The organism is Bradyrhizobium sp. (assembly GCF_030654605.1).
Taxonomy (GTDB): domain Bacteria; phylum Pseudomonadota; class Alphaproteobacteria; order Rhizobiales; family Xanthobacteraceae; genus Bradyrhizobium.
Genome location: NZ_JAURXB010000146.1, coordinates 1 through 19,502 on the forward strand (window position 1 = coordinate 1; position 19,502 = coordinate 19,502).

Annotated in this window: 23 protein-coding genes and 1 riboswitch; of the genes, 11 read left to right on the plus strand and 12 right to left on the minus strand. The window is 64.7% G+C overall.

The window, feature by feature from the left end; genetic code table 11:
- Window positions 1-216 precede the first annotated feature (216 nt).
- Complete coding sequence (locus Q7U29_RS14290) at window positions 217-615, plus strand: response regulator (protein WP_304742480.1); 399 nt, start codon at window positions 217-219, stop codon at window positions 613-615.
- A 35-nt stretch (window positions 616-650) separates the two neighbouring features.
- Here the strand turns inward: Q7U29_RS14290 and Q7U29_RS14295 are convergent, their stop codons facing one another.
- On the minus strand, window positions 651-881 hold the full coding sequence (locus Q7U29_RS14295) for a hypothetical protein (protein WP_304742482.1): 231 nt from the start codon (window positions 879-881) through the stop codon (window positions 651-653).
- A 216-nt stretch (window positions 882-1,097) separates the two neighbouring features.
- On the opposite strand from Q7U29_RS14295, the gene Q7U29_RS14300 reads away from it, so the two are divergent.
- Together Q7U29_RS14300 and Q7U29_RS14305 are read left to right on the plus strand one after the other, a co-directional pair.
- A complete protein-coding gene (locus tag Q7U29_RS14300; protein ID WP_304742484.1) occupies window positions 1,098-1,277 on the plus strand; it encodes a hypothetical protein in 180 nt (59 codons plus the stop codon).
- Between the two features lie 255 nt (window positions 1,278-1,532).
- Window positions 1,533-1,745: a hypothetical protein gene (locus Q7U29_RS14305; protein ID WP_304742486.1), complete on the plus strand. Its 213-nt coding sequence runs from the start codon at window positions 1,533-1,535 to the stop codon at window positions 1,743-1,745.
- Window positions 1,746-1,809: 64 nt separating this feature from the next.
- Here Q7U29_RS14305 and Q7U29_RS27715 read toward each other — a convergent pair whose 3' ends face one another.
- The gene (locus Q7U29_RS27715) at window positions 1,810-2,115 is read right to left on the minus strand and encodes a hypothetical protein (RefSeq protein ID WP_370691760.1); all 306 of its coding nucleotides are present in this window, start codon (window positions 2,113-2,115) and stop codon (window positions 1,810-1,812) included.
- Between the two features lie 538 nt (window positions 2,116-2,653).
- On the opposite strand from Q7U29_RS27715, the gene Q7U29_RS14315 reads away from it, so the two are divergent.
- On the plus strand, window positions 2,654-3,943 hold the full coding sequence (locus Q7U29_RS14315) for an MFS transporter (RefSeq protein ID WP_304742490.1): 1,290 nt from the start codon (window positions 2,654-2,656) through the stop codon (window positions 3,941-3,943).
- Window positions 3,944-4,205: 262 nt separating this feature from the next.
- Complete coding sequence (locus Q7U29_RS14320) at window positions 4,206-5,597, plus strand: hypothetical protein (RefSeq protein WP_304742491.1); 1,392 nt, start codon at window positions 4,206-4,208, stop codon at window positions 5,595-5,597.
- Here Q7U29_RS14320 and Q7U29_RS14325 read toward each other — a convergent pair.
- Both Q7U29_RS14325 and Q7U29_RS14330 read right to left on the minus strand, forming a co-directional pair.
- Window positions 5,501-5,923 (minus strand): aldo/keto reductase, encoded by a 423-nt coding sequence (locus Q7U29_RS14325; RefSeq protein WP_304742493.1) that lies wholly within the window; start codon window positions 5,921-5,923, stop codon window positions 5,501-5,503. The two genes, Q7U29_RS14320 and Q7U29_RS14325, sit on opposite strands and share 97 nt — an antisense overlap.
- A gap of 201 nt (window positions 5,924-6,124) precedes the next feature.
- Entirely contained in the window at window positions 6,125-7,135 is a 1,011-nt protein-coding gene (locus Q7U29_RS14330; RefSeq protein WP_304742495.1) for a magnesium and cobalt transport protein CorA, read from the minus strand.
- A gap of 273 nt (window positions 7,136-7,408) precedes the next feature.
- On the opposite strand from Q7U29_RS14330, the gene Q7U29_RS14335 reads away from it, so the two are divergent.
- Window positions 7,409-7,576, plus strand: a complete 168-nt coding sequence (locus Q7U29_RS14335; RefSeq protein WP_304742496.1) for a hypothetical protein — start codon at window positions 7,409-7,411, stop codon at window positions 7,574-7,576.
- Between the two features lie 18 nt (window positions 7,577-7,594).
- Here the strand turns inward: Q7U29_RS14335 and Q7U29_RS14340 are convergent, their stop codons facing one another.
- Window positions 7,595-8,404, minus strand: a complete 810-nt coding sequence (locus Q7U29_RS14340; RefSeq protein WP_304742497.1) for an SDR family NAD(P)-dependent oxidoreductase — start codon at window positions 8,402-8,404, stop codon at window positions 7,595-7,597.
- 130 nt (window positions 8,405-8,534) lie between these two features.
- A complete protein-coding gene (locus Q7U29_RS14345) occupies window positions 8,535-9,107 on the minus strand; it encodes a 6,7-dimethyl-8-ribityllumazine synthase (protein ID WP_304742498.1) in 573 nt (190 codons plus the stop codon).
- Window positions 9,108-9,175: 68 nt separating this feature from the next.
- A riboswitch (FMN riboswitch) is annotated at window positions 9,176-9,335 on the minus strand.
- A 551-nt stretch (window positions 9,336-9,886) separates the two neighbouring features.
- Between Q7U29_RS14345 and Q7U29_RS14350 the strand changes: the two genes are divergently transcribed.
- Both Q7U29_RS14350 and proC read left to right on the plus strand, forming a co-directional pair.
- Entirely contained in the window at window positions 9,887-10,387 is a 501-nt protein-coding gene (locus tag Q7U29_RS14350; RefSeq protein WP_304742499.1) for a YbjN domain-containing protein, read from the plus strand.
- A 133-nt stretch (window positions 10,388-10,520) separates the two neighbouring features.
- Complete coding sequence (gene proC, locus Q7U29_RS14355; protein WP_304742513.1) at window positions 10,521-11,399, plus strand: pyrroline-5-carboxylate reductase; 879 nt, start codon at window positions 10,521-10,523, stop codon at window positions 11,397-11,399.
- Between the two features lie 127 nt (window positions 11,400-11,526).
- On the opposite strand, the gene Q7U29_RS14360 is transcribed toward proC, so the two are convergent.
- The 4 genes from Q7U29_RS14360 to Q7U29_RS14375 form a co-directional block, all read right to left on the minus strand.
- Window positions 11,527-11,922, minus strand: coding sequence for a thioesterase family protein (locus Q7U29_RS14360; RefSeq protein ID WP_304742501.1), 396 nt, complete (start codon window positions 11,920-11,922; stop codon window positions 11,527-11,529).
- A gap of 158 nt (window positions 11,923-12,080) precedes the next feature.
- On the minus strand, window positions 12,081-12,284 hold the full coding sequence (locus Q7U29_RS14365; protein ID WP_025590867.1) for a tautomerase family protein: 204 nt from the start codon (window positions 12,282-12,284) through the stop codon (window positions 12,081-12,083).
- Window positions 12,285-12,411: 127 nt separating this feature from the next.
- Entirely contained in the window at window positions 12,412-13,917 is a 1,506-nt protein-coding gene (hisS, locus tag Q7U29_RS14370) for a histidine--tRNA ligase (protein WP_304742502.1), read from the minus strand.
- Window positions 13,918-14,138: 221 nt separating this feature from the next.
- Entirely contained in the window at window positions 14,139-15,218 is a 1,080-nt protein-coding gene (locus Q7U29_RS14375; RefSeq protein ID WP_304742515.1) for a branched-chain amino acid aminotransferase, read from the minus strand.
- A gap of 409 nt (window positions 15,219-15,627) precedes the next feature.
- Between Q7U29_RS14375 and Q7U29_RS14380 the strand changes: the two genes are divergently transcribed.
- The 3 genes from Q7U29_RS14380 to Q7U29_RS14390 are packed head-to-tail and all read left to right on the plus strand — an operon-like array spanning window position 15,628 to window position 18,300.
- Window positions 15,628-16,182: a MarR family winged helix-turn-helix transcriptional regulator gene (locus tag Q7U29_RS14380; RefSeq protein WP_304742504.1), complete on the plus strand. Its 555-nt coding sequence runs from the start codon at window positions 15,628-15,630 to the stop codon at window positions 16,180-16,182.
- The gene (locus tag Q7U29_RS14385) at window positions 16,179-16,901 is read left to right on the plus strand and encodes a response regulator (RefSeq protein ID WP_304742506.1); all 723 of its coding nucleotides are present in this window, start codon (window positions 16,179-16,181) and stop codon (window positions 16,899-16,901) included. Before Q7U29_RS14380 ends, Q7U29_RS14385 begins: the two co-directional genes overlap by 4 nt.
- Window positions 16,902-16,911: 10 nt before the next feature.
- A complete protein-coding gene (locus tag Q7U29_RS14390; RefSeq protein ID WP_304742507.1) occupies window positions 16,912-18,300 on the plus strand; it encodes an ATP-binding protein in 1,389 nt (462 codons plus the stop codon).
- 163 nt (window positions 18,301-18,463) lie between these two features.
- Here the strand turns inward: Q7U29_RS14390 and Q7U29_RS14395 are convergent, their stop codons facing one another.
- The gene (locus Q7U29_RS14395) at window positions 18,464-19,009 is read right to left on the minus strand and encodes a DUF3617 family protein (protein WP_304742509.1); all 546 of its coding nucleotides are present in this window, start codon (window positions 19,007-19,009) and stop codon (window positions 18,464-18,466) included.
- A 47-nt stretch (window positions 19,010-19,056) separates the two neighbouring features.
- Window positions 19,057-19,344, minus strand: coding sequence for a hypothetical protein (locus tag Q7U29_RS14400; RefSeq protein WP_304742511.1), 288 nt, complete (start codon window positions 19,342-19,344; stop codon window positions 19,057-19,059).
- Window positions 19,345-19,502 lie beyond the last annotated feature (158 nt).

The window sequence follows — 19,502 nt, forward strand, 5'->3', positions numbered from 1 at the left end:
CATCCCTCGACTCCGCCACACCATCATGTGAGGGACGACCGCCCACCCTCCAAGCCAGCCGCGCGACGCGCGCTATCAAACAGCGCCGTAGCTAGCGCGGCTGGCTTGGAGGGTGGACCGGGGCCCGTTACCCCATCTACAGATTTACATTCCGCCGGAACCAATAACCCGCTTGCGCGTGATGTCTTGGGGGACTGGTCATCGGGGGATTCGAGTTTGACGGACTTGTTGGTCGTGCTGGTCGTTGAAGACGACCCGTTAATCCAGACGCTCATCGACGAGGCGCTCCGCGACGGCGGTTACGAACCGGCGATCGTCGCCTCGGGCGAGGAAGCCGTGATGCTGCTGCAGGGCAACCGGCAGCATTGCCGGGCGCTCGTTTCCGACATCAACCTGAAGGGCACAATCGACGGCTGGGATGTCGCAAGGCAGGCGCGAGAGATCGACCCGTCCTTTCCCATCGTCTACATGACCGGCGCCGCGGCCGAGCAATGGGCCTCGCAAGGCGTCCCCAACAGCATTCTGTTGACCAAGCCCTTCGCCCCGGCGCAACTCGTCACCGCCATCTCGCAACTGCTCAATGCAGGTGGCCAGCCAACCGCGCCAGCCTCGTAAAAGGGGAGCTCTACGGCTAACGGCCCGCCTATCTCTCACGAGACCAGCGATATGCCGCTGCGCTCCGTTCGGAATCGCTTATAGGCGTCAATCGCCCGGTTCGACAGCACGAGCTGACGCCGCTCGCCCTGCCGAACCATCAACTCAACGCTGTCGAGCAAGACCCGGCTGGCGGCTTCCGGTTCGCCGAGTTCACCGCTGCGTTCGAGATAGTCCCAGGCAATTTGAATAGACCTTTCCATCAAGATCGGCAGCGGCTCAGACATGACGCATTCTCCAGCGTGGAAAACAACCAGGAGGTCGCTACGTTCCCTGTGACCTCGGGTTCATCCGCATCGGGGAATGGTGATGGCCGATGCTATGTCGGCCACCCGACCTGGCGCTACGAAGTGTGTTTGGCCAACGGAACCGGACGCTTCGTCCGTCGTTTCAACGACAGTTCCGTTGCAACCCCCTGTCAGATAACCCTCAGGGAGCGGTCCATGCGTAAGACGACCATTGAAAAGAAGTGGCATCAACTTTCGGAAGCGACCCGGGGTGAAGCCGAAAAACTGCCGCCCGGCAAGGAGCGCGAAGCGTTGGAGCGCAAGGCGCGTCAACTGGAGACGGCCTCGCAGATCAATCAATGGCTTTCTTCCGCGGAGCTCAAGCCGCCGGATTGAACTCGTTGCGCCGCCCGCGTCCCATCGCACAACCGACGCAGCTTGAGGGCAGCGGCGGGCGCGGCGCTCTTCCGGTCGCTATCGAGCCAACAAAGACGTCGTGGCCCTGCGCAATCGGCGGGCAGAGAAACTGCAATTAAAGTTGTCCATATTCATCATAACCCAACCTTGCGTTGGTCATGGGCATATGGAAATCGGCAATTGATCCGTCGATGTGGCAAACTACGCCGGTGGTTTCTCACGGACGCACCTCCGATGAATGAACTTACCCGGTTACGAGAGCTGGAAGCCGATTGCCGCCGGCGGGCGCAGAGCGAGCCTGAAAGAAAATGGTATTGGCTCGCGCAAGCCGCCAAGTATCAAATCCAGGCGAACCTCGAGGTCGGCGAGACCACCGCCGAACCGAGCGCGCCTGAAGTCAGACTGGCCAGTTGGCCAATCGGCGGGGATGAAAGACGGCTGCATTAGCCTTTCACTTCAACGGCGACCTCGAAGGATAGCGCACAACCGCGCCCATGGCTTTTCGCACCCTTCATGACCCGCCCGTCGGTTGACCGCCCGGCGCCGGGTCTTCCCCGACAATATGCAGCACGAACGGTTTCGTCGCGCGCCTGACTGCGCCGGCCGGAACCGGTGTCTTGCGACTGGTCCCCTTCGTGCGCGGCACGGCCTGACTCTCGGAGGAACGAAACAGCGCGTAGTCGCGGCCGAACAGCCAGCACGACATCTGGAAGACGCCGTGGGTGATGAACAATGCGGCGAGCACGTCGATCGAATAGTGATAGTGGCCGAGCAGCACGACCGCGCCGAACAACGCGGTCAGCGCCAGATAGAACATCCGCCATGGCCTTGAACGCGAAGGGCAGCCGGTTCGGCCGTGAAGCCAGCAGGCCCGCCGTGACGACCAAGGCCGCGAAGGTGCCGTAGATGAACAGGAAGCGCACGTTGTAGGGCCCGACGCGGCTCAGCACGAAATCGGTGACGGGGTTGCTGGCGTGGACCGTGGCATAGCTGACCGCGGCGAAGACCGCGATGCCGCTGGCGGCGAGGAAGACCGCGCCCTCGCAGACCGAACGCAGATAGGCGCGATTGTCAGACAGCGTGCGGTAAAGCCGGATGGTGTCCTGCATGCGGACCTCATTGCGACGACAACTTCGACGCGACCGTAGGCCGATGCGACGCACCGGCTTGTGAGGTAACCCACACCTCGCGGCTTCGTGTGGTTCCTCCGATAGATGCAACGGAGAGCGCTGCGGGCCGCAAGATGCGGCGAGCAACCCGCCCCGGTGTCTTGAACCCACCGACCATCCCGCCTAGGCTCCGCCGCAACATCGCCCGCTGAGCGATGGGCGACAATAAGCGGACATGTCAGATCCATGCAGACCACCGAGCGGCAGCCCTTCCCCCACCGCCGGGGCCTGATCATCGTCACGACACTGGCCACGGCCTATGTCGCCAGCCATTTCTTCCGCGCCTCCAACGTCACCATCGGGCTCGACCTGATGCGCGACCTCAGCATCGGGCCTGAGGCGCTGGGCGCGCTGACCGGCGCGTTCTTCTTCGGCTTCTCCGCGATGCAGATCCCCTGCGGCCTGCTGTTCGACCATTACGGGCCGCGCCGCACCGTGACCGGCATGCTGGTGGTCGCCACCATCGGCGGCGTCATCTTCACGCTGGCGACCTCATGGCCTGTGCTGCTCGCCGGCCGTGCGCTGATGGGCGCCGGCTTCGGCGCCATGCTGATCGGCAGCATGGTGGTGATCTCGCGCTGGTTTCCGCCGGACCGCTTCTCCACGCTGGTCGCAATGGTGCTGTCGATCGGTCTGGTCGGCAATCTGCTGGCCACCACGCCGCTGGCCTGGGCCACGGAGGCGATCGGCTGGCGCGGCGTGTTCGGCTTTGCGGTGGCCTTCACCGCGCTCGCCACGGGCGCGGTCTGGCTGGTGGTGCGCGATGCGCCATCAGGCCATCCCTTCCTGGAGCGCACCGCGGAGCCGCCGCGGGTGATGCTGCAGGGCCTGATGGAGATCCTGCGCAACCCGCGGCTGCGGCCGATCCTGGCGCTGAATTTCTGCAGCTATGCCTGCACCTTCACGGTGCAGGGGCTGTGGGGCGGCCCGTTCCTGCGCGAGGTGCACGGCATGAGCGCGATCGCGGCCGGCAACGTGCTGCTCGGCGCCGTGGTCACCTATCAGTTCGGCATGCTCGCCTTCGGCCCGCTCGACCGCCTGCTCGACACCCGCAAATGGATCGCGGTCGGCGGCAATCTGGTAACGGTTTCGATGCTCGCCACCCTGGCGCTGGCATCACACCCGCCGGTCTGGGTGCCGGTCGCCGCCATCCTGGTCATGGGTTTTGTCTCGGCCGCCAGCACCATGGTGCTGTCGCATGGCCGCGGCATCATCCCGGACCGGCTGATCGGGCGCGGCATGTCGACGCTCAACACCGCCGTGATGCTCGGCGTTGCCTGCATGCAGAGTCTTTCCGGCGTCATCCTCGGCGCCTTCGAACCGCTGGCGAACGGCGGCCGCTCCGAAGCCGCCTACCACGCGCTGTTCGGCGTGCTCACGGTGGTGCTGGTCACGGCGGTTGCGATCTACAGCCGCTCGCAGGACGTCAGGCCGAGCGACGAAATGCGCGCCCGCCAGCAGGCGCAGGGCGGTTGAGCTGCGGCTCGCGGCCTTTCGCTGCCGTACGACAAAAAGCCCGAAAGACACGCTCCGGTTGCATAACCCGATCCCGACCGGTGCCCGAAGGCTCGCGTCGGGGCTGTTGAATTTGCCTAAAGACGAAGGCCCGCCGCCCGGAACCCGCTACCACGGAACCGGCAAACCCGCTAGCATGGCGAAATATTGAGCGAAACGGCCAGCCATGCCGGGCCCGCTTCGCTTGTTGCCAGTCGACTGAGCGTATTGAAAAGATAGTAAAATGTGGTTTTCGATCGTTGCGTGGATCGTGTTGGTGGGCGCGTCGGCATTCTTTGCAGGCTCCGCGCTCAATCTCAGTCCAGCCGAAGTCACGGGCCATTTCGCAGCGTTACCGGGTCCGCAACGGTTCGCGCTCGGCGCCATCCTGTTCACGACCCTGGCGCTGATCGGGTCCTCGGTATGGCAAGCCTTCAGCCTCGCCCACCAGAACAAGCGGTTGCGCGATCGCCTCAAGGGGCTGCGACAGGACACCTTGACCGCGCACGAAACCCAGACCCAGTTCGAGACCGGGGTCCAGCATCTCGTCGACAGCGATCCGCAGGAAGCCATCGCGTCCATTGAGAAAGCGCTCACCGAGACCGAGCAGCGGGCGGTCCTGGCCCATGGCCAGAGCGAATCCGTCGACATGCGGGACCGGCTCGACGAGATCAGGCGCCGCCAGAAGGTGCTGCGAGAGACGATCGGCGTCGTGGCCGAGAAGCGGCGAGTGGTCGAACCTGTCTTCGGCGAGTTGAAGGACCGGCAACGCCAGCTCGAAAGGTGGCTCACGGATCTCGAGGTCGACGACAGCAAGAACAACATCGCCGAACGGCTCAAGGACCTCGCGCATAACGTCGCGGTGATCCATGAACGGAAAACCGTGCTGCAGGATTCGCTGACGACGCTGAACCGATTCAAGGAAGAACTGGAAAAGTCCGAGACCGAGCTGGTGCCGCTGGGTGGCCTCGACGTCCTGATCGCCAACCTGCGCGTGCTGCGCGATAAGTTGACCGCGTCGCTCGATCAACTCGAAACCAGCGGCGAGGAAAAGTTGAGCGCACGGGTCGAGGCGCTCGCCAGGGAGAAGAGCGAGATCCAGCAGCGGTTTGCGCGGCTGGACGACGGCTTCAACGTTCTGAATGCGATCCGCCTCGACTTCGACGAACTCAGGGAACGCCGGGCGCATCTGGAGCGCGCCTTGGCAGAGGTGGAGACGGATCCGGACGGCAGGAGCCTGATCGACCGCCAGAACGCGCTGAACGAATTCATTGTCGAATCGCGTCTGCGCCTGACGCGATTGCAGGATTCATCGGCGACGTTGACCCACTTCAAGGAAGAAGTGGTCAAATCGCAGGCCGAGCTGGCGCCGCTGCAATCGCCGGTATTCGGCATCGAGGCCCTGATCCGCGAAGTGAATGAAAACCGCGATATCCTGATCAAGACCCTCGGCGAAATCGAATTCAGGGGTGAGGAAAAGCTCGAAGCCCGCGTCGAGGCGCTTACCAGGAACAAGGCCGCGATCGACCAACGGCTGGCTCAGGTGTTCGAAAATTTCCAGAAGCTCGATTCCATGCGCAAGGATATCGGAGAGATTTTTACGAGCATCAGGGGCACGCTCAACCGAATCGGTTGAAACTTCTCTCCGGCCTCGGCGATGCGGCCGAACTCGCCTGTGGGTACACGGACCTTGGTGGCGACGACGACGCCGGCCGGTTTCAGCTTGTGCAGCACGCGGCCAAGGTTGGTTTCGGATTCGCCATTGCCGTACAGCACCGCGGTGTCAAAATAATTCACTCCGACGTCGATCGCTCGCGCGATGGCGCGCTCCTGGTCGGCGGCTTCGCCGCGCACCATCAAGCCGCCGACGGCGCCGCAGCCGAAGCCCAGCACCGAGAGCTGCATCCCCGTCCGGCCAAAGGCCCGTAATTGCATTGTTGTTACTCCGTCGAATGCGCTCATCTTCTCCCCTCCCCCCACGCGCCCTTGCGCGTGGCGGGGAGGGGTCGGGGGTGGGGGGTGCCTCAGCAAATTCGCTGTCGCAGTACTCACTACGACTCGCAGCGAGTACGCCGATAGACCCCCCACCCCCGACCCCTCCCCGCCGCTTCGCGGGAGGAGGGGAGAAGAAAGCGCCCCACCTTCGCTGATCTCAAAAGAAAATCAAATCCAGCCGTTCTTGCGGAATCGCCAATAGAGCCAGCCGCAGATGGCCAGGATGACGCCGAGCACGAGGGGATAGCCGTACTGCCATTTCAGCTCCGGCATATGCTCGAAATTCATGCCGTAGATGCCGGCGATCGCGGTCGGCACCGCGAGGATGGCGGCACCGGCCGCCAGCCGCCTGGTGATCTCGGTCTGCTCGGCCTGGCCGGTCATAAGCCGCGCCTCGAAAGCGAAGGCCAGGACTTCGCGCAGGCCGTCGATGCCTTCCTGCAGGCGCAGCACGTGATCGGTGACATCGCGGAACAGCGGCTGCATGGCGGGATCGATCGGCGCCACCTCGGCATGCTCCAGCCGGCGGCAGACCTCGACCAGCGGCACCACGGCATTGCGCAGCCGCAGCAATTCGCGGCGCAGCAGATGAAGCTGATGGATGTCGAGTTGCCCGGCGGGCCTGGCAAACACGCCGTCCTCGATCTCCTCGACCTCGGCGCTGAGCGTTTCCAGCACCGGCTGGTAGTTGTCGACGATGAAATCGAGGATCGCATAGAGGATGTAGTCGGCGCCGTTGGCGAGCGTAATGGGGCATGACTCGCATCGCGCGCGCACGGTGGCATAGGAGATCGAGGCGCCGTGGCGCACCGAGACGACATATCCGCGTCCGACGAACAGATGGGTTTCGCCGAACGCGATGCGGCCCTCGATCCGCTGCGCGGTGCGGGCCACGATGAACAGCGCGTCGCCATATTGGTCGATCTTCGGATGCTGGTGCGCCTTGCCGGCATCCTCGATGGCGAGATCGTGCAGGCCGAGCTGCGCCTGCACGCGCGCCAGCAGCTCGGGGCTGGGCTCGAACAGGCCGATCCAGACGACATGGCCTGATAGCGCCGCCCACTCGCCGGCCTCATCGACCGCGATTTCCTTGACGCGGCGGCCGTTGGCATAGACGCTCGAGTTGACGAGACCCGGCTCGCGGCCTGGTCGCTGCGGCGGATTGATGCTGGCGTCCAAGGGACCTCGTTGTCTTGTCTGGAGGTAAGGGTTTGAAGGCGTGTCACTATACGCCCGATTCCGGGCCGTGGATCCCCATCAACAACATTCCGGCGAGCCGGCCGGTTCCCCTTCGACGATAATCCTGTCGGGGCGTGCATCCCTGTCCGAACACGACCCGTGCACGGATCCGATCAGAAAAGCGTGAGCTGCCTCACGCCTGTCGTTCGAGCCCATGAACCCTCGATGAAGGCGGCGCCACAGAACCGTAGCAACGTTCGACAGGAGGCTACGATGTCTGTCATTTCCGATGGTGTTGCCTGGCGTACCGGTCTGTTCGATCTCAAGCGGTCAGGCGCCGCGCGGCGGCGGCTTCGGGTGTTGGTCAGCGGGCAGAAGTTCATCGCCTGCTTCGACCCTCGCGCCAAATCGCGGCTGCACACTTTCCCGGTTCCCGTGTGATCGAACGGCCGCCGGCCCTCATTCAAAGCCCGGCCGCGGCACCAGGTTCATCAGCATGTTGGCATAGCCGCCATCGACGGTGATCTCGTCGCCGTTGACATAGGACGAGCGGTCGCTGGCCAGATACAGGATGGCGTCGGCGATGTCCTGCGGTAGGCCGACCCGCCGCAGCGGCACCACGGCGGACCGCCGTTCAGTAACGCCGGGCGTGTCGTAGAACGACTGGCTCATCGGCGTGATCACCATGCCGGGGCTGACGACGTTGCTGCGGATGCCCTGCGGTCCCCACTCGCTCGCGAGCTGGCGCGACAGCATGATGACGCCGGCCTTGCTGACGCTGTAGGCGCCGCTCTGGCCCTGCGCATGGCTGCCGGCGATCGAGGAAACATGAACGATGCTGCCGCCTCCGAGCGCGCGCATCTGCCGGCCGAAGACCTGGGCGCAGAGGAAATAGCCGGTGAGATTGACCGACAGCACCGCGTTCCATTCGGTCAGCGACAGGTTTTCCAGCCCGCCCGGCCGCAGCACCGCCGCGGTGTTGACGAGGACACCGCAGGGCCCGAGCGCTTTTTCGATGGCTTCGGACGCGGCGGTGATGCTCTCGACGCTCGATGTGTCGCAGCGCTTGACAATGGCGTCGCTGGATATGTTGAGCAGTTCCGTCTGCGTAACCTCGAGGCCGCGCTGGTCGAGATCGATCGCCGCGACACGGGCGCCGGCCCGCGCGAGACTCACCGCCACGGCGCGGCCGATGCCGCCGCCGCCCCCCGTCACCACGCAGACACGGCCGGACAGGCCAAGCCAGTCGGAGGAAGTTTGTTCGGTCATGGCGGATGGCTCCGGGGCTGGGGAGTGCAGCCAACAGAATGACCGGAATTCGTTGTGTGGGCAAAGGCTGCCGCTACCTCGTGCCCCGGACGCAGCGGAGCGCTGCACAGCCGGGGCACGAGAGCGATGACTACGCGATCCCCGCCGCGACCTGGCCGCGCAGCCGTTCCAGGCTGAGCAGCGTGTTGGCGCAGGCTTCCGCGACCTCGACGCCCTTGAGCGCAAAATGCCGGCGGAAGAAATCGAGATGCGCCGCACTCTCGTGGAACTGCTGCGGCGTCAGCACCGCCGAGAAGATCGGCACCTCGGTGCGCAGCTGCACATCCATCAGCGCCTTGATCACGGTGTCGGCGACGAATTCGTGGCGGTAGATGCCGCCATCGACCACCAGCCCCGCCGCGACGATGGCGGTATAGCGCCGCGTCTTGGCGAGGATCTGCGCATGCAGCGGGATTTCGAACGAGCCGGGCACCTCGAACAGATCGACATTGGTGATGTGGCGCGCTTCGAGTTCGCCGAGGAAGGCGATCCGGCATTCCTCCACCACCTCGCGGTGCCAGGCCGATTGCACGAAGGCCACCCGCTGCGGCTTCTGGAACCGCGGATGCGACGGCACCGGCGGATCGATGGTTTCGGGAGCTTTGACTTCAGAAGATTTGACTTCGGGAGATTCGACTTGGGGTTCTTGCAACATCTGATTCATGGCTTTCCTCTTTCAGGACCAGAATCAGGGCATACGGAACGAGCAGCCGCGCGGATTGCGGCTGTCGCGACCGTTCTCTTTCATCCGGACTTTAACCGTCGGCTTCGGAGTCACACCGAATCTGCTGACCCTTCTCACCCGAAAATTCCGGCAAAGAAGGCGCTCGCGGGCTTGGGCTACGTCACCCTTACCGCCGGTGGGGACTTTCACCCCGCCCTGAGAACATCGGCCGCCCGGTATGAGCGACCTTGACGGGAACTATGGCGAATCACCGGGAGGCCAGCAAGCGGCTTCCGCATCGAAAATCTGCATATTCCCCATGTCGGTAGCGCCAGACTCGCGGAGTTCTACGTCATGGCCGGGCTTGTCCCGGCCATCCACGTCTTCTTACTGACCTGAATTACTGACCTGAAGCCAAGACGTGGATGCCCGGGACAAGCCCGGGCATGACGAGCTTAGGGCGGGCGAATCCCCGCCGCCGCAGCTGCATCCGCGCGCCGGACTCGCGCGGCGTGAATCCGATTCCGGTTTGTTCCAAAAGTTAACGACGGCGCTTGCGATCAGCTGTGGATGAGCAGCCCTTTGCCTGTGGACGGAGTCCCCGTGCAGTTGCGGAGATTCGGCAAATCACATCACTTGATCCCGGCAAGCTCACGAACCCACCACAAGGTGGACCCAAGGGATTGCGTCCGGCAGCGACGCGTTATGTCAGCGCGTGTCGGCCTGCTGCGTGCGTATCAACCATCGTAACTCCGATACCAAAACAAGGTCGAGACGGCATGTCCCTGCTCGAAGGCATCATCGATTCCCGGAACAACCCGCTCGCGGTTGTCGAAGACATCGCCGCCGACAACAACTGGTCGTTCGAACGATCCGGCGAAGACGAGGTCACCATCGTCTCCAAGGGCGACTGGACCGACTATCAGCTGTCCTTCACCTGGATGGGCGAGATCGATGCGCTGCATCTGGCCTGCGCCTTCGACATGAAGATTCCGGCCGCGCGCAGGCCCGAGGTCCAGCGGCTGATCGCCGCCATCAACGAGCAATTATGGGTCGGGCATTTCGACATCTGGACCCACACCGGCATGATCATGTACCGGCAGGCGCTGGTGCTGCCGGGCGGGCTGACCGCCTCGACCGCACAATGCGAAAGCATGCTGGTCGGCGCCATCCACGCCTGCGAGCGCTATTTTCCCGCGTTCCAGTTCGTGGTCTGGGCCGGCAAGAATGCCGCGGAAGCCATGAGTGCTGCGATGTTCGATACGCAGGGTGAGGCTTGAAGCCTCAAACACGGGCGCTGCAACATACTCGCTGTCGTCCCGGCCTCCGAGCCGGGACCCATACGCCGTGACACCCGCGTTCACGTAAAGTGCTTGTCCCCTATTCTGCCTTTCAATAGAACCGCTGGTGGTTATGGGTCCCGGCTCGGAGGCCGGGACGACGAGGGTATTTGTCGTGACAGCTTCGAACAACACCAACGCGTTGCAAAACATCACCGGCACCGTCGTCCTCGCCGGCGCCGGCAAGATGGGCGGCGCGATGCTGACGGGCTGGCTGGCGGGCGGGCTTGATCCCAGGCGCGTCGCGGTGATCGAGCCGCATCCTTCCGCCGACATCAGCGCGCTGGCGGCAAAGGGCATCCGCCTCAATGCAACGGCGAAAGAAACCGGAGATGTCGCGACGCTGGTGGTGGCCGTCAAGCCGCAGACATTCCCCGAGGCCGGGCCGGCGCTGAAACCTTTCGTCGGGTCCTCCACGCTGGTGGTCTCGATCATGGCCGGCATCCCGATCGCCGCGCTCGAAAGGGTCTGCGGCGGCAGCGTGGTGCGCGCCATGCCGAACACGCCGGCCGCGATCGGCCGCGGCATCACGGTGGCGGTGGCGGCGAGCAAGGTCAGCGCCGCGCAGCGCGCGGTGGCGGACGCGCTGTTGCGCGCTACCGGCTCGGTCGAGTGGGTCGATGACGAGCATTTGATGGACGCGGTGACCGCGGTGTCCGGTTCCGGACCGGCCTACATCTTCCTGCTCGCCGAGGAACTGGCGCGCGCCGGCGTCGAGGCCGGCCTGCCGGTCGAACTCGCCACCAAACTGGCGCGCGAAACTGTCGCCGGCTCCGGCGAGTTGCTGCATCGCTCGGAAGATTCATCGGCGACGCTGCGCAAGAACGTCACCTCGCCCGGCGGCACCACCGCGGCGGCACTGGAAGTGCTGATGGGCGACGGCGGCCTGCAGCAACTGATGATCCGCGCGGTGGCAGCGGCGACGAAGCGCTCGAAGGAACTGGCGAAGTAACTCGAAAATCGTGGGGTGGGCAAAGCCAGCGGTCGCGCGAATGCGCGTCCGATGGCGTGCCCACCATTCTTGCAGCGACCCTGTTGATAGATGGTGGGCACGGCGCGAAGACGCGCCTTTGCCCACCCTACTTCGGTCCCATCCGCTTGTTGAAACTCGCGAGGTTGACCAGCCCACGCGCATGGCGGCCGTCGCCGATCTTGCGCTCGCCGTCGAAGGCCTCGACCTCGAAGCGGATGACGCGGCGCTCCACCGCGACCACCTTCGCCGTGGTCCGCACCGTGGCGCCGACCGGCGTGGCGGCGAGATGGCGGATGTCGACCTCGGTGCCGACGGTGACCCAGCCGGGCTGCAGATGGCCTCGGATGGCGTCGCCCGACGCCAGCTCCATTTCCAGGATCATCATCGGCGTCGCAAACACCATCGGCATGCCCTGAACGAAATGCCCGACGGTCTGTTCCGGCGGCACCACGAGGGTGCGCTCGGCGCTCATACCGACCTTGATGATGTCGCGTGCGTCCATGGAGGAAGCCGAAAATGCTGTCGTCCCTGCGAACGCAGGGACCCCTACCGCGGGATGTCGAAGGCCACGGGAAGTGCCAATAGCCTGTTGCAGCAGTCGCAGCCACAACTAGACGACCGGGGTTATGGGTCCCTGCGTTCGCAGGGACGACGGAAGCCCTACTTCTTCGCGGCCGCCGCGCGCTCCACGAAGGTCTTGCCGCCCTTCATCTTGTGAGCCAGCGGCGCCTCGTTGATCTGGATCACGACGGCGTCGGCGTCGACGCCGAGGTTCTTCACCAGCGCCTGGGTGATGTCGCGCATCATGCCGGCCTTCTGTTCGTCGGTACGGCCGGCGGCCATGCTCACGGTAATTTCAGGCATTTTTTTCGCTCCCTTTGCTCTTTTCTTTTTCGTCATGGCCGGGCTTGTCCCGGCCATCCACGATCTTCCCCATCAAACAAGACGTGGATGCCCGGGACAAGCCCGGGCATGACGCCAGAATGAATCGCTATCCCCACTTCACATCATGCCGCGCCAGCACCTCGCGCACGGCTTCGACAATGCTGCTCTCATCGACCTCGTATTGCGCCTCGGTCTGCTTCTTCAGGTACTCCTCGCGATCCTTGATCTCGGTCAGGCCCGCGCCGAGGATCAGATCCTTAATCTGGACCTTGCCATTGGCCTTCTCGTCCGAGCCCTGGATGATCACGCAGGGCGAATTGCGCTTGTCGGCATATTTGAGCTGGTTGCCCATGTTCTTGGGATTGCCGAGATAGAGCTCGGCGCGGATGTTGGCGTTGCGCAGGCCGGCGACCATTTTCTGATAATCGGCGATGCGGTCGCGGTCGAACACGGTGACGACGACCGGACCGAATTCCGGCGAGGTGTCGAGCTTGCCGAGCATGGTGAGCGCTGCCTGCAGCCGCGACACGCCGATGGAGAAACCGGTCGCGGGCACCGGCTCGCCGCGAAAGCGCGAGACCAGACCATCGTAACGCCCGCCGCCGCCGACCGAGCCGAACCGCACGGTGCGGCCTTTTTCGTCCCTGGTTTCCAGCGTCAGTTCGACCTCGTAGACCGGGCCAGTGTAATATTCGAGGCCGCGCACGACGGAGGGATCGATCTTGATGCGATCCGGACCGTAGCCGGAAGCCGCGATCAGATTCGAAATCTCGGTTAGTTCGGCGCGCGCCAGTTGAACCGTCTCCGACTCGAACAGGTAGCGAAACGCGGCGTCATCTGCCTTGCCGGGATCGCCGAAGCAGGTCGCAATCGCGTGCGCGTCGGTGGCGCTCAGGCCGGCGCCCTTGGTGAAGTCGCCCTTGCCTTCTTCGCCGCCGTCCCATCGTCCGGGGCCGAGCAGCTTTTCCACTTCAGGGATCGGAAACTTGTCGAGCTTGTCGACGGCGCGCAAGACGATCAGCCGGGTCGCTGCATTTTCGTCGCCGCCGAGCCCGATGCTCTCCATCACGCCATCGAGCACCTTGCGGTTATTCACCTTCACCACATAGCTGCCGCGCGGGATGCCGAGCGCCTCCATGGTGTCCGCCGCCATCATGCACATCTCGGCGTCGGCCGCCGGTGACGCGCTGCCGACCGTATCGGCGTCGAACTGCATGAACTGGCGGAAGCGGCCGGGGCCCGGCTTCTCGTTGCGGTAGACATAGCCCTCGCGATAGCTGCGGTAGGGCTTTGGCAGATGATCAAAATTTTCCGCGACGTAGCGCGCCAGCGGCGCGGTCAGATCGTAGCGCAGCGAGATCCACTGCTCGTCGTCATCCTGGAACGAGAACACGCCCTCATTGGGCCGGTCCTGGTCGGGCAGGAATTTGCCGAGCGCGTCGGTATACTCCATCGCCGGGGTTTCCACCGGCTCGAAACCGTAGCGCTGATAGACCTCGCGGATTTTCGCCACCATCGCGCGGGTCGCCGCAATCTCGGCAGGGCCGCGATCGGCAAGGCCGCGCGGCAGGCGGGCGCGGAGTTTTTGGAGCTTTTTGGGTTTTTCGGCCATGGGGCGCGTTGGTACCAGCCGGGATGCGATGCGGCAACCGGGGCTGGCTGCGCTCCCTCTCCCGCCCTTGCGGGGGAGGGCTGGGGTGGGGGCGACGCGGGCGCTGGTGTTTGCGATGGGCGCCTACGGACCGGCACGATCCCCGACAGTACGACTCGCGGAAACACCCCCACCCCGGCCCTCCCCCGCAAGCGGGAGGGGGGGAAGAAAGAGGCCGCCCCTCAAAACACCTTCTTGATCCAGTCGTGCGGGTCGGGCGCGCGGCCGTACTGGATGTCGACCAGCTTCTTGCGCATCCCCATGGCGACCGGGCCGGCGGCGCCGCCGCTGATGAGGAAGTCGCCGCTGGCCGAACGCACCTTGCCGATCGGCGAGATCACCGCAGCCGTGCCGCAGGCAAAAGCCTCTTTGAGTCTGCCGCTGGCGGCGTCCGCGCGCCACTGCTGGATCGTGTAGGTCTCCTCGCGCACGGGCATGCCGGCATCCCTGGCCAGCGTGATGATCGAATCGCGGGTAATGCCCGGCAGGATGGTGCCGAGCGGCGGCGTCGAGAGCGAACCGTCGTCGAACACGAAGAAGACGTTCATGCCGCCGAGTTCCTCGACGTAGCGGCGCTCGACCGCATCGAGGAACACGACCTGGTCGCAGCCGTGCTCGATCGCTTCGGCCTGCGCGCGCAGGGAGGCGGCGTAGTTGCCGCCGCATTTGACCGCGCCGGTGCCGCCGATCGCGGCGCGCGTGTAATTCTCCGACACCCAGATCGACACCGGCGCAGGGCCGCCCTTGAAATAGGAGCCGACCGGCGAGGCGATGACGGCGAAGATGTATTCCGCCGACGGTTTCACGCCGAGAAACACCTCGCTCGCGATCATGAAGGGCCGCAGATAGAGACTGCCCTCGCCGCCCGGGATCCAGGCGCGGTCGAGACGCACGAGCTGCTCGACCGCTTCGATGAACGCGGACTCCGGCAGCGGCGCCATCGCCATGCGGTCGGCCGAATTCTGGAAGCGTCTGGCGTTGGCGTCGGGACGGAACAGGTTCACGCCGCCGTCGTCGCGCTTGTAGGCCTTGAGGCCCTCGAAAATCTCCTGCGCGTAATGCAGGACGGCCGTGGCCGGATCGAGCGGGAAATTGGCGCGGGATTCGACACGCGCGTCATGCCAGCCCTTGGCCTGGTCGTAGCGAACGATCGCCATGTGATCGGTGAAAACCCGACCGAAGCCCGGGTCCATCAGCTTTGCCGCGCGGTCCTTCTCGGACACAGCATTCGCCGCAGGCTGGATCTCGAATTTCAAACTCATGGCCTTGCTTCCCGCTGTCGCAGCCGAGCCGATGTCCGCCGTCGGCCTGTCTCTGCGGGCCTGCTCGATCGAAACTGCCATGGACGTTCTCCCGGATTGACGCTGGTCTTGCGCCTGTTCTTTGCGACTGCGCCGCGGCGCGGTTGGTTAGCCTGGCCTCCCCCGCCGGTCTTGCGGCCGGTTGCCACGCCGGCATGTCCCTAGGACACGCTTTTGTGGAATGCGGAAGTCCAGTATGTTTGTCGAAATGCCGCTCGACAATCGCACGGTCAACAAATCAGCAGCCTTGTTCAAACTCGGCCGCCACTTCAGGCCTTTCAAAGCCCTTTGGAATTGTACCGCGCTCAGAACGACTTAATGTTTCGTCGCGGCTGACAGTTTTGTAACATTGAACCCAAGATACGTCAATATGGCTGACATAAATTTCTCGGCATCCTCCACAGACCCCGATTCGAGGGCCGGCGAAGCGCGTTCCCCCGCGCCGGGTCAGGCCGATTTGCGCTGGGATATCATCGAGCTGCTGTTCTTCGCCTACCGGGATTTCGTCGGCGACGCCGACCACGAATTGGAGGCTTTCGGGTTCGGGCGGGCGCACCACCGGGTGCTACATTTTGTCCACCGCTATCCTGGCCTCAAGGTCGCCGACCTTCTGGACGTACTGCGCATCACCAAGCAATCGCTGGGACGGGTACTCAAGCAGCTACTCGACGAAGGCTACATCGTGCAGCGCACCGGCAACAACGACCGGCGGCAGCGGCTGCTCTACGCCACCGCCAAGGGCGAGGCGCTGGTGGGCAGGCTCGCAGGCCTGCAGACTGACCGGATCACCCGGGCGCTGTCGGGTATCGTGCCCGATGGCGTGGAAACCGTCCGCCAGTTCCTGCGCGCGATGATCGATCACGACGATCCCGACAAGGTGCTGGCGACCATTCTCGGCAGCGCAACCGCAAAGGACAGAGCGTGATCCAGGCTGCCACCCTCGCGCGGACTCCGCCGCAACCGGCCGACGATGCCCCGCATCTGCTGCTGGTCGATGACGACCGCCGCATCCGCGATCTGTTGTCGCGGTTTCTGTGCGGCGAAGGCTACCGCGTCACCACGGCGGCGAGCGCCTCCGACGCCCGCGCCAAGCTGCTCGGCCTGCATTTCGATCTCCTGATCCTCGACGTCATGATGCCGGGCGAGACCGGGTTCGATCTCGCCCGCTTCATCCGCACCTCGTCCTCGGTGCCGATCATCATGCTGACGGCGCGCCATGAGGCCGAAGCCCGCATCGAGGGCCTGCAGATCGGCGCTGACGACTATGTCGCAAAGCCGTTCGAACCGCGCGAGCTGGTGTTGCGGATCGGCAATATCCTCAAGCGCACCGCGCCGCCGCCGGTGGAGACGCTGGAGCAGGTCGCGTTCGGGCCCTACGTCTATCACCTCGACCGCGGCGAACTGCGCCAGGGCGAAGAGACCATCCACCTCACCGACCGCGAGCGCGAGATGCTGCGGATTCTCGCAGTGGCGCCGGGCGAGACCGTGCCGCGCAGCGCGCTGACCGGCGACGGCTCCGTCAACGAGCGCGCGGTCGACGTGCAGATCAACCGCCTGCGGCGCAAGATCGAGAGAGATCCTGCCAATCCCTTGTTCCTGCAGGCGGTGCGCGGCGTCGGCTATCGCCTGGTCGCTTCGCCTTGAGCATATCTTCATGAGCACGCTCGACACCGGCCTCACGCTGATCCGCTCCGCCGCCGGGCGCGTCTCCGCCGCCAACAGCTGGATGGGCAATGCCTTCAAGGGCTGGATGCCGACCGGTCTCTACGCCCGCGCGCTGCTGATCATGATCGTACCGATGGTGGTGCTGCAGTCGGTGGTGGCGTTCGTGTTCATGGAGCGGCACTGGAACACGGTGACGCGGCGGCTGTCCGCCGCCGTGGTGGCCGATGTCGCCACCCTGATCGACGTCTACAAGGTCTATCCGCAGGACAAGGACCGCACGCAGCTGCGACGCATCGCCCAGCAGCGGCTCGGGATGGGGCTGGATTTCCTCCCCGTCGGCGACATGCCGCCGCCGGGGCCAAAACCGTTCTTCTCGCTGCTCGACCAGACGCTGTCGGTGCAGCTCAGCCGCCAGATCGCCAGACCGTTCTGGATCGATACCGTCGGCCGCTCCAACCTGGTGGAGATCCGCATCCAGCTCGACGACGCCGTGATGCGGATCTTCGCGCAGCGCAGTGCGGCCTATGCGTCGAATTCGGAGATCTTCATCTTCTGGATGCTGGGGACCTCGTCGATCCTGCTGATCGTCATGGTGCTGTTCCTGCGCAACCAGATCAAGCCGATCCTGCGGCTGGCGGATGCCGCGGAAAGTTTCGGCAAGGGCCGCGAGGCGCCGAACTTCCGTCCCCGCGGCGCGCGCGAAGTGCGCCGCGCCGCCCACGCCTTCCTCGAGATGAAAGCCCGCATCGAGCGCTCGATCGAGCAGCGCACCGCGATGCTGGCCGGCGTCAGCCACGATCTGCGCACCATCCTCACCCGCTTCAAGCTGGAACTGGCGCTGATCGGCGACAGCCCCGAGGTCGACGGCATGCGCAAGGACGTCGACGAGATGGCCGGCATGCTGGAGGCCTATCTGGCGTTTGCGCGCGGCGACAGCGGCGAGCATGCGCAGCCCACAGACATGACGCTGGCGCTGGAGGAGTTGCGCAGCGACGCCGAGCGCAACGGCCACGCCGCCACCGTGACCTTCCACGGCCTGCCGGTGGTGACGGTGAAGCCGGCATCGTTCAAGCGCTGCCTCGCCAACCTCGTCTCCAACGCGGCCCGCCACGCCAACGCGATCTCGATCACCGGCCACCGCGACCACCGCTATCTCACCATCACGGTCGACGACGACGGCCCGGGCATTCCCGTCGAGATGCGCGAGGAAGTTTTCAAGCCGTTCCTGCGGCTCGACGACGCCCGCAACCAGGACGAGGGCGGCACTGGCCTGGGCTTGGCGATCGCCCGCGACATCGCCCGTTCCCATGGCGGCGACATCACCCTCGGCGACAGCCCGATGGGCGGGCTGCGGGCGGCGGTGCGGATACCGGTGTAGTCTTCTTACCCTCCCCTGGAGGGGGAGGGTCGACGCGACTGAAAGGAGCGGCGGGGTGGGGTGACGGTCCATCGTATCGAACAGTGAGCGAGTGGAGAGACTGTCACCCCACCCCGCTCGCTACGCGAGCGACCCTCCCCCTCCAGGGGAGGGTAATAAAGCCCTACTTCGCCGCCGGCTTGGGCAGCAGGCCCTTGATCTTTTCCATGTCCTTGATGTTCATCTTCATGCCGCCCGGCATCATGATGTCGCCGGGCTTCTGGCCGGGCTTGCAGGCGCCCAGCCACTTCGCCTCGATGATCGTCGTCGAATCGCCGGGCGCGCCGGGCGGGCCACCCTTTGTGGTCGAGGTGGATTTGACGGTATAGGCGGAATTGAAATCGCCCGTGGTTTCCGAATGCGACGTCATCGACATGCCGCCGAAGCTGCATACGGAATCGCCGACGTAACCGTTCGCGGTCTTCTGGATATCGTTCTTCGAGCAGGATTCTTTCGCCATCGGCGAAAATGCCGTGCTCATGGCCTTGTCGGTGCTCTCGTCGGTGCACTGCTGCATCGTCATGTCGGGCGTCGACGAACCGGCCCGCATGGTCTTCATTTCCCACAGGCCGGCCTTGCGCACCGGTAGCTCCACCGCGCTGGCGTCGGGCGCCGCGAACGCCACCAGCCAACAAGCGCCCAAAGCCAATGAAACGAACTGTCGCGTCATGCTGCGCACTCCCGGCTGATCGATTCCGACGGGTGGGATGATCCGGTTCAGTAACGGGCGCGCACGGCCCCGTCCGTCCGGTAATACGGCACCCAGCGGCAGGCGAACGAGATGTAGCCGCCCTCGTAGGCCTGCACGCCGAGGAATTTCACCACCTTGCCGTAACCCGCGCAGTGGTCGATCGCCATGGCGCGGATGTCGGTCTGCGACGCCAGCCCGTAGGCGATGATGCCGCCGGTGTCGTTGCCCTTGAACGGCGGCACCCATTGGGCCTGCGCCGGCGCGCTCGCCAGCATCCCCATCGCAACCAGGCTCGCAGCCCCAATCATTCGCATCGCAGACTCCATTTGGCTGCAAGCACCTTAAGGCGCATCGGCCGCCATGAAAAGAACGGCGGACGGCCGAGCGCCGGGTTATCGGCAGGTGTGGCCGCCTTGCACTTGACCTCGTGCGGGCTTCGCGGCACCGTCCCCGGCGTTGGAACACCGGCGGA

Coding starts and splice junctions, on each gene's coding strand:
- Q7U29_RS14295 (WP_304742482.1), bottom strand. CDS start 881: ATGTCTGAGCCGCTGCCGATCTTGATGGAAAGGTCTATTCAAATTGCC.
- Q7U29_RS14300 (WP_304742484.1), top strand. CDS start 1,098: ATGCGTAAGACGACCATTGAAAAGAAGTGGCATCAACTTTCGGAAGCG.
- Q7U29_RS14305 (WP_304742486.1), top strand. CDS start 1,533: ATGAATGAACTTACCCGGTTACGAGAGCTGGAAGCCGATTGCCGCCGG.
- Q7U29_RS27715 (WP_370691760.1), bottom strand. CDS start 2,115: ATGTTCTATCTGGCGCTGACCGCGTTGTTCGGCGCGGTCGTGCTGCTC.
- Q7U29_RS14315 (WP_304742490.1), top strand. CDS start 2,654: ATGCAGACCACCGAGCGGCAGCCCTTCCCCCACCGCCGGGGCCTGATC.
- Q7U29_RS14320 (WP_304742491.1), top strand. CDS start 4,206: ATGTGGTTTTCGATCGTTGCGTGGATCGTGTTGGTGGGCGCGTCGGCA.
- Q7U29_RS14325 (WP_304742493.1), bottom strand. CDS start 5,923: ATGAGCGCATTCGACGGAGTAACAACAATGCAATTACGGGCCTTTGGC.
- Q7U29_RS14335 (WP_304742496.1), top strand. CDS start 7,409: ATGTCTGTCATTTCCGATGGTGTTGCCTGGCGTACCGGTCTGTTCGAT.
- Q7U29_RS14340 (WP_304742497.1), bottom strand. CDS start 8,404: ATGACCGAACAAACTTCCTCCGACTGGCTTGGCCTGTCCGGCCGTGTC.
- Q7U29_RS14345 (WP_304742498.1), bottom strand. CDS start 9,107: ATGAATCAGATGTTGCAAGAACCCCAAGTCGAATCTCCCGAAGTCAAA.
- Q7U29_RS14350 (WP_304742499.1), top strand. CDS start 9,887: ATGTCCCTGCTCGAAGGCATCATCGATTCCCGGAACAACCCGCTCGCG.
- proC (WP_304742513.1), top strand. CDS start 10,521: ATGGGTCCCGGCTCGGAGGCCGGGACGACGAGGGTATTTGTCGTGACA.
- Q7U29_RS14360 (WP_304742501.1), bottom strand. CDS start 11,922: ATGGACGCACGCGACATCATCAAGGTCGGTATGAGCGCCGAGCGCACC.
- Q7U29_RS14365 (WP_025590867.1), bottom strand. CDS start 12,284: ATGCCTGAAATTACCGTGAGCATGGCCGCCGGCCGTACCGACGAACAG.
- hisS (WP_304742502.1), bottom strand. CDS start 13,917: ATGGCCGAAAAACCCAAAAAGCTCCAAAAACTCCGCGCCCGCCTGCCG.
- Q7U29_RS14375 (WP_304742515.1), bottom strand. CDS start 15,218: ATGAGTTTGAAATTCGAGATCCAGCCTGCGGCGAATGCTGTGTCCGAG.
- Q7U29_RS14380 (WP_304742504.1), top strand. CDS start 15,628: ATGGCTGACATAAATTTCTCGGCATCCTCCACAGACCCCGATTCGAGG.
- Q7U29_RS14390 (WP_304742507.1), top strand. CDS start 16,912: ATGAGCACGCTCGACACCGGCCTCACGCTGATCCGCTCCGCCGCCGGG.
- Q7U29_RS14395 (WP_304742509.1), bottom strand. CDS start 19,009: ATGACGCGACAGTTCGTTTCATTGGCTTTGGGCGCTTGTTGGCTGGTG.
- Q7U29_RS14400 (WP_304742511.1), bottom strand. CDS start 19,344: ATGCGAATGATTGGGGCTGCGAGCCTGGTTGCGATGGGGATGCTGGCG.